Genomic DNA, 7,027 nt, shown 5'->3' on the forward strand with positions numbered 1-7,027 from the left:
TTCCGCAGGAGGCGATGCTGGCGCCTCAGTCCGCATGGTCATCAGTCGGCCGGGCTGGTCACGCTGGCATCCGTGTGCACCAGGCCCAGCGGAAAGCGCTGGCCTGCCAGGTAGTCGTCCAGGCAGTGCAGCACCAGCGGGCTGCGGTGGCGTTCGGGGCAGGCGCGGATTTCTTCGGGTGTCATCCACAATGTGCGCACGATGCCCGAGTCCAGCGCACGCCAGTCGTGGTGCGTGCCCAGCGTGCCGGCAAAGGCAAAGCGCATGTAGGTCAGGTCGTCGCCGGTACGGGTTTTGGTGAACCGGTTGAGGTAGACACCGACCAGCGCCGTAGGCACAAAGTCGTGGGCAGTTTCTTCCAGCACCTCGCGGGCGCAGGCCTGCATGGGGGATTCGCCCGGGTCCAGATGGCCTGCGGGGTTGTTCAGCTTGAGGCCATCGGTGGTTTCCTCTTCCACAAGAAGGAATCGCCCTTCGTGTTCGATGAGGGCCGCCACGGTGACGTTGGGTTTCCAGCGGTTTGGCATGGCGCGTATTATCGTGAACCATCGTTCGCGGCCCCGTGGCCCGCATTTTTTTAACCGCAAGGGGGTTCCATGGCCTGGCATACCTGGTTGATCTATCTCGTGGCGGCCGTGGGTCTTTCGCTCACGCCCGGCCCCAACAGTTTGCTGGCGCTGACCAATGGCGCGTTGCACGGCCATCGCCGCACGCTCTGGACGGTGGCAGGCGGCGCCCTGGGTTTTGTGGCGGTGATTGCGTTGTCAATGCTGGGGATCGGGGCGCTGTTGCAGACCTCGGCCAGCGCACTGCTGGTGCTCAAGTGGGTGGGTGGCGCCTACCTGGTATGGCTGGGTATCCAGCTGTGGCGCGCGCCACCGTTGCAACTCAAGCCCAGCGCAGACGCGCCGTTTCCGCGCCGCAGCCAGCTGTTTCGCCAGGGGCTGTTTGCAGCGGTGTCCAACCCCAAGGCGCTGCTGTTCTATGGCGCTTTCTTGCCCCAGTTTCTCGACCCGGCGCGCAGCCTGTGGCTGCAGTTTGCGGTGATGGCGGGCACGTTTGCCGCCATTGAGTGCGTGGTGGAGTATTTGCTCGCCCGCATGGCGCACCGCATTCGCCCCAAGCTGGAGCGCTATGGCAAGCGCTTCAACCGCGTCTGCGGCGGCGCCTTTGCGGCCATGGGTGTGGCGTTGCCGATGACGCGCTGATCAAGCCAGCGTGCGCAGCATGTACACCGCACCTTCGCCATAGGCGGCCAGGTGCTGGCGCTGCAGTGCGTTGCGCAGAGCGTGCACGGCATAGCCGTGGCGTTCCCAATAACCTCGTGATCCCTGCACTGCCACCAGCGCCGAGCGTGTGAGGCCCCGCGTGACCGCGCCGCGCCACAACGGCGCCAGCAGCGCCCTTGCCAAGCCCTGCCCGGCCAGCGCGGGCAGCACGGCCATGTCGTGCAGGTACAGCGTGTCGGGTGGGTCTGCGGCCTCGAAGTCGCCGTGCAGCGGTGTGACCTTGCCCTCAAGTGAGTCGTAGGCGGCAAGATAGGCACCGATGCAGCCCGCGTGCTCGATCACCAACGAGCATTGGGCCGGGCTCGCCAGGCGGCGTGCGTAAACCGCAGCGCTTTCGATGTAAGCATCGCCGTAGCAGGCGCGCTGTACTGCCAGCAGGCCTGGCAGGTCTTGAGCGGTGAGGGGGCGGGGGACGGCGGTCATTCTTGGTGTGGCTGCGCGGGTTTCGGCGGGTGACATCTTCCCCGATTGTGCTTACGCTGTCTGCATGCGGGCCTTGCTCCCGTGACTTGCCCTGTGATTCATGCCCAGCCTTGGCCACCACGCCCTCGTTCTGCTGCTGCGCGCCATGCGCCGCCGTCGTATCTATGCCTCGGCCAAGAGCCTGCAGCGGGGCATTGCACAGGTGCGCCGCACCGGGCCTGCCGCGCCACCCGCGCCCGGCGCTGCGCTGAGCGTCGGGCGGCAAGAGCTGGCGGGCCATCCGGTGTTCACGCTGGCACCTGCCCGGCCGGTGCAGGCGCCGCGCCCGGTGCTCTACCTGCATGGCGGTGGCTATGTGCGGCCCATCACGCCGCAGCACTGGGGATTTCTGGCGTGGCTGGTGCGCACGACGGGTTGCGAGGTCACCGTGCCGCTGTACCCGCTGGCGCCCGAGTCCACCTGCACCGATACCTTGGCCTGGGTGCATGCGGTGCATGCGCAACTGGCCACGCAGCATGCCCCGGAGGCGATCCACCTCATGGGCGATTCGGCGGGCGGCGGTCTGGCCTTGGCGCTGGCCCAAAACCTGCGGGACGCGAGGCAGCCGCCCGCAGCGCAAATGGTGCTGATCACGCCCTGGGTGGACGTGGCTGTGCCCCACCCGGCAGCGGTGCACACGGCACGGCGTGACCCCATGCTGGCGTTGGCGGGCGTGCGCGAGGCGGGTCGCCTTTATGCGGGCGCGTTGCCGCTGGATCACCCCGCCGTGAGCCCCGCCTGGGGCGATGTGGCGGGCCTGCCGCCCATGACTGTGTTCGTCGCCACGCGCGACCTGCTGGGCCATGACGCGCTCTCCTTTGCAGAGCGGGTGCAGCAGGCCGGTGGCGCGCTGGAACTGCACCGCGGCGAGGGCCTGGTCCATGTCTGGCCGCTGCTGCCGGTACCTGAAGCGCGCGCCGCCCGTGCGGCCATTGCGCGGCGGCTGGCACAGTAAGCGCTTTCTAGGAGCCTGTCGGACTTGAAAATCGTCGGCTGCAAATCCGGCAAAAACTGTCCTCGCCGGGGCCAATTCTCGCTTTCGACGCTCCAAGTCCGACAGACTCCTAGGTCTGGCGCTGGCGGAGAAGTGCTATTTAATAAATAGCTTGCAGCGCTTTCCAGTATTGCCTTGGAGCCTATTTTTATCCAAATATCTAGACGGATCGGCGTTGGCTGCCTTCCTCTCCATCGGCCAGGGGCAGGCACAGGCGCAGGCGTGCGCCACCCAGGGGCGATGCCTGGGCCTGCACGCTGCCGCCGTAGGTCTCGGCCAGCGCGCGCACGATGTCCAGACCCAGGCCGGAGCCAGGGCGCTGCTCGTCGAGCTGCACGCCGCGCTGGAACATGTGCTCGCGCTGCGCCTCGGGAATGCCGGGGCCGTCGTCATCAACGGTGAAGCACAACTGGCCCTGCGACAACTGCACATCGACCACCACGCGCTGGTGCGCCGACTTGCCGGCGTTGTCGATCAAATTGCCCAGCAGTTCGTACAGGTCCTGCTCTTCTCCGCGAAAGGCGCCGTCCTGCGCCTCGGGTGCAAGTTCAAACGACAGATGGCGCTCGGCATGCAGGCGCTGCATGGTGCGCAGCAGTGCCTGCAGCGGCGGCAATACGGGTGTGCGCAGCCCTGTGGCGCGCACGGCAGCGGCAGCGCGTGCACGGGCCAGGTGGTAGTCCACCTGGCGGCGCGCCGTCGCCACCTGCTCCTGCACGAGCAGTGCCAGCGGGCTGCTTTCTCGGTCAGCGGCATTGGCCAGGATGGACAGCGGCGTGTGCACCGCGTGGGCCAGGTTGCCGGCCTGGGTGCGGGCGCGCTGCACCATGTCTGCGTTCTCGCGCAGTACGTGGTTGAACTCGTTGACCAGCGGTTGTAGTTCGTTCGGAAAACTGCCTTCCAGCTGCCCGGCGGCGCCGCTGCGCACGCTCGCCAGGCGCGCGCGCAAAAGCTTGAGCGGCCGCAGCGCCAGCTGCAATTGCATGGCGATGGCCAAGGCCAGGCCCAGCGCCAGCATGCCCAGCGCCATCAGCAGCATCTGGGTGAAGCGCTGCAAGGGCTCGGCCAATAGTGCCTTGTCGCCCGCCACCACCAGGCGCAGCGGGGGCGCATCGTCCTCGGGCAGTTGCAGGGTGCGCGCCACGGCCAGCAAGGCGTGGCCCTGGGCGTCACGTAGCGGCAAGACGCTGTAGCCACTGGCAGGATAGGACTTTGGTGCGTCGGGCAAACGCAGCACCTGGTCCCACAGCGAGCGCGAGCGTGCTACGCCCGCCTGGGGCGCAGTGCCCTGCCGGTCAATCTGCCAGTACAGGCCCGACAAGGGCTGCGCCAGGCGCGGATCGGCAGCCATGGTGCTCACGCTGACGCGGCCGGGTGGCTCCCAATCGACCGAAGCACTCAAATGGTCGAGCTGCATCACCAGTTGGGCCTGCAATTGTTGTGTGACATGGTCCTGGAACAAGGTGCGCAGGCCCCAGCCCACCAGGGCAATGGCCAGCAGCATCCAGGCCAGCGTGCCCGCCAGCAGGCGCAGGCGCAGCGACCCCGTTCTCACGCCGCGTGGCCCGCGTCGATCAACCGGTAGCCCAGGCCACGCACGGTTTCGATGCTGCCGGCGGGCAGCTTCTTGCGCAGGCGGCCGACGAAGACTTCAATGGTGTTGGAGTCGCGGTCGCTGTCGTGCGGGTAGATGTGTTCGGACAATTCGGTGCGCGAGAGCACTTCGCCCTTGCGCTGCATGAGCAGCGACAGCAGCTTGAACTCATGGCTGGTCAGTTGCAGGGGCAGGCCGTCGACCAGCACGCGGGCCTGGCGCGTGTCGAGCAGGATGGCCCCGCATTGCCATTGCGCGCTGGTGTGTTCGCCCAGGCGGCGCAGCAGGGCGCGCAGGCGCGCTAGCAGCTCCTCCATGTGAAAGGGCTTGGCCAGGTAGTCGTCCGCGCCCGCATCCATGCCCGCCACTTTTTCATGCCAGGCGCTGCGCGCGGTGAGGATGAGCACCGGCATGGTGCGTCCCGCCGCACGCCAGCGGCGCAGCACCGACAGGCCGTCGAGCGCGGGCAGGCCCAGGTCTAGCACCACGGCGTCGAAGTCTTCCACGTCGCCCAAATAGTGCGCGGTGACACCGTCGCTGGCGCTCTCGACCGTGTGCCCTGCCGCGGCGACGGCCTGCACCAGTTGGTGGCACAGCGTGGGTTCATCTTCAACGACGAGGATGCGCATTCCTGTCCTTTTCGTGTTCCTTGCGCTTGCTGTCGAGCACCTTGCCATCGACGGCATCGACCTTGAGCTTGACCATGCGGCCATCGCTTTGCAGCAGGCGAATTTTATAGAGGAAGCGACCGTCGTCCTGCTCGAATTCCACCTTCAGTGCCTGTCCTTGGTAGTCGCGTTCGATTTTTTCGAGCACGGTGCGCAGGGGCAGCACCCGGCCTTGTTCCAGCGCCTGGCGTGCCAGCTCGTGGGAGCCATGGTCGTGGTCATCGGCGCGCAGCAAGGGGCTCGCGCCGAGCAGGCACAGCGCTACGCAGGGCAGGGCGAGCCGACGAAGGGTGAGCGCAGTGCACGAGGACATAGGTGGTTTTTTACCCCGGAGGCGATGAACGGAAGATGAATATGCCTTTCAGTATTCGTTCAAGCGCAATTCTCCACAATGGTTTTGAGCGAGAAAAGAAGGGCTTCCTCATGCGTATCAAAGTTGTACTGGGAATCTGGCTGCTGGGCATCACCCGTCGCGGTTGACGTTGTGGCATGAGTATGTATGGGGCGGTGTCTGGCGAATTTCTGTTTACACAACAAAATCAATTAAAAGTAATGTTTTATATTATCAATAGCTGTTTATGCCCCGTTCGCGCATGCAAGCGCATTGGTATTGATGTTTTTCTTTGTGTATGAATTGATATTGATTAAAGATGAAAAATCCACTGCCGAAATTATCATTTGCTTTTATTTTTACATTTTCTATGAGTGCTTTCGGTAGCTGTAATAATTATGATTATGCAGAAATTCATCTGCAAGGAGAAATTTTACTCAAGGCGCCAGCGGATCTTCCAAAAGGGGCGGGTACTCACCGCAACCCACAAGAAAAGCATGCATTCTTGAAATTGGACCGGCCTATTTGCATGGCGGCTGGAAAAAATTCTTATGAAGATGCAGAGGAGAATCAGGTGGAAATGACACTCTTCTCTTTGAATGGTGTTGATTTTAATCAATACAACGGTAAGCGTGTCGCTGTCAATGGTGTTCTAATGCATTCATTTGTTTCCGATGCGCACACGGCCCTTCAGTTTTCGGTAAAAAAAATCGCTGAAATATCGAATTAGAAATTACCGACTCTCAGCGTGTGGAGTTTCATTTTTGGACGATGAACGGAAGATGAATGCGCCTTTCAGCATTCGTTCAAGGCAGATTTTTCACAATGGCTCTGAACGAGAAAAAAGGACTTCCTCATGCGTATCAAAGTTGTACTGGGAATCTGGTTGCTGGGCATTACCCTGGCATGGATGGCCGTCGCACCGGCCGACCTGGGTGTCTCGCCCCTGGTCGATGCGCAAGGCGTCGCCCTGGGCTGGTGGCAGTTGCGCCAGCACGCGATGTACCTGAGTGGGCTGTGGAGCATCAGCCTGATGGCGCTGGTCATGCTGCTCGCCCTGCGCCTGCCGCTGCTGGACCGGGTGATGGGCGGCATGGACCAGGTCTACCGCCTGCACAAATGGACGGGTATCGCCGCCGCCCTCACCGCCATCGCCCACTGGGGCGCCAAGGAGTCGAGTGGCTGGATCAAGGCCTTGTGGGGCCGTGCCGGCAGGCCCGCGCGCGAGGCCGTGCTGCCCTGGTTGACGGATACCCGCGGTTTTGCCAAGGACCTGGGCGAGTGGGCCTTCTACCTGTTGCTGGCCATGGTGGCGCTCACGCTGATTGCACGCCTGCTGCCCTATAAACACTGGCGCCTCCTGCACCGTGCCATGCCGGTGCTGTTCCTCGCGCTGGTGTTCCATGCCGTGGCGCTGATGCCGCTCACGTTCTGGGCGCTGCCGCTGGGCTTGCTGATGGGCTCGCTGCTGGCACTGGGCAGCCTGGCCGCCGTGTGGTCGCTGGCGGGCTGGGTGGGGCGCTCGCGCAACCATGCGGCGCGCATCCAGGCAGTCACCGTGCTGGGCGATACGCCCACGGGTGCGCCGGTCGAGGTCATTTGCGCCATGCCGCCCAGCTGGCGCGGGCACCGCGCGGGGCAGTTCGTCTTCGTGCGTTTTGATGCTGCCGAAGGTGCCCACCCTTTCAC

At 64.1% G+C, this 7,027-nt stretch carries 10 protein-coding genes; 5 read left to right on the forward strand and 5 right to left on the reverse strand.

All coding sequences use genetic code 11. The features are described 5' to 3' along the window. Positions 1-41: 41 nt before the first annotated feature. Positions 42-527, reverse strand: coding sequence for an NUDIX hydrolase (locus tag ACYVOC_RS00325; protein WP_461160498.1), 486 nt, complete (start codon positions 525-527; stop codon positions 42-44). A 69-nt stretch (positions 528-596) separates the two neighbouring features. Here ACYVOC_RS00325 and ACYVOC_RS00330 point away from each other — a divergent pair, with 69 nt between their 5' ends. Then, positions 597-1,208: a LysE family translocator gene (locus tag ACYVOC_RS00330; RefSeq protein ID WP_116005444.1), complete on the forward strand. Its 612-nt coding sequence runs from the start codon at positions 597-599 to the stop codon at positions 1,206-1,208. On the opposite strand, the gene ACYVOC_RS00335 is transcribed toward ACYVOC_RS00330, so the two are convergent. Continuing rightward, positions 1,209-1,712 carry a GNAT family N-acetyltransferase gene (locus tag ACYVOC_RS00335; RefSeq protein WP_116005443.1) on the reverse strand — a complete coding sequence of 168 codons (504 nt, stop codon included), beginning with the start codon at positions 1,710-1,712 and terminating at the stop codon, positions 1,209-1,211. Between the two features lie 100 nt (positions 1,713-1,812). Between ACYVOC_RS00335 and ACYVOC_RS00340 the strand changes: the two genes are divergently transcribed. Then, complete coding sequence (locus tag ACYVOC_RS00340) at positions 1,813-2,706, forward strand: alpha/beta hydrolase fold domain-containing protein (protein ID WP_461160499.1); 894 nt, start codon at positions 1,813-1,815, stop codon at positions 2,704-2,706. Between the two features lie 199 nt (positions 2,707-2,905). Here the strand turns inward: ACYVOC_RS00340 and ACYVOC_RS00345 are convergent, their stop codons facing one another. Genes ACYVOC_RS00345 through ACYVOC_RS00355 form a run of 3 tightly spaced genes read right to left on the reverse strand, consistent with a single transcriptional unit; the run spans position 2,906 to position 5,320 of the window. Continuing rightward, positions 2,906-4,249: a sensor histidine kinase gene (locus ACYVOC_RS00345; protein ID WP_461160566.1), complete on the reverse strand. Its 1,344-nt coding sequence runs from the start codon at positions 4,247-4,249 to the stop codon at positions 2,906-2,908. Positions 4,250-4,296: 47 nt separating this feature from the next. Then, positions 4,297-4,968 (reverse strand): response regulator transcription factor, encoded by a 672-nt coding sequence (locus ACYVOC_RS00350; RefSeq protein ID WP_116005441.1) that lies wholly within the window; start codon positions 4,966-4,968, stop codon positions 4,297-4,299. Beyond that, positions 4,949-5,320 carry a PepSY domain-containing protein gene (locus tag ACYVOC_RS00355; protein WP_461160500.1) on the reverse strand — a complete coding sequence of 124 codons (372 nt, stop codon included), beginning with the start codon at positions 5,318-5,320 and terminating at the stop codon, positions 4,949-4,951. The genes ACYVOC_RS00350 and ACYVOC_RS00355 overlap by 20 nt, the downstream gene beginning before the upstream one ends. Before the next feature lie 35 nt (positions 5,321-5,355). On the opposite strand from ACYVOC_RS00355, the gene ACYVOC_RS00360 reads away from it, so the two are divergent. The 3 genes from ACYVOC_RS00360 to ACYVOC_RS00370 all read left to right on the forward strand — a co-directional run. Continuing rightward, positions 5,356-5,487, forward strand: a complete 132-nt coding sequence (locus ACYVOC_RS00360) for a hypothetical protein (protein WP_461160501.1) — start codon at positions 5,356-5,358, stop codon at positions 5,485-5,487. Between the two features lie 170 nt (positions 5,488-5,657). Next, positions 5,658-6,068, forward strand: a complete 411-nt coding sequence (locus ACYVOC_RS00365; RefSeq protein WP_461160502.1) for a DUF4431 domain-containing protein — start codon at positions 5,658-5,660, stop codon at positions 6,066-6,068. Positions 6,069-6,194: 126 nt separating this feature from the next. After that, positions 6,195-7,027 (forward strand): ferric reductase-like transmembrane domain-containing protein (locus ACYVOC_RS00370; protein ID WP_461160503.1); only part of this gene is annotated, 833 nt, incomplete at its 3' end.

This window comes from Simplicispira piscis (assembly GCF_054783455.1).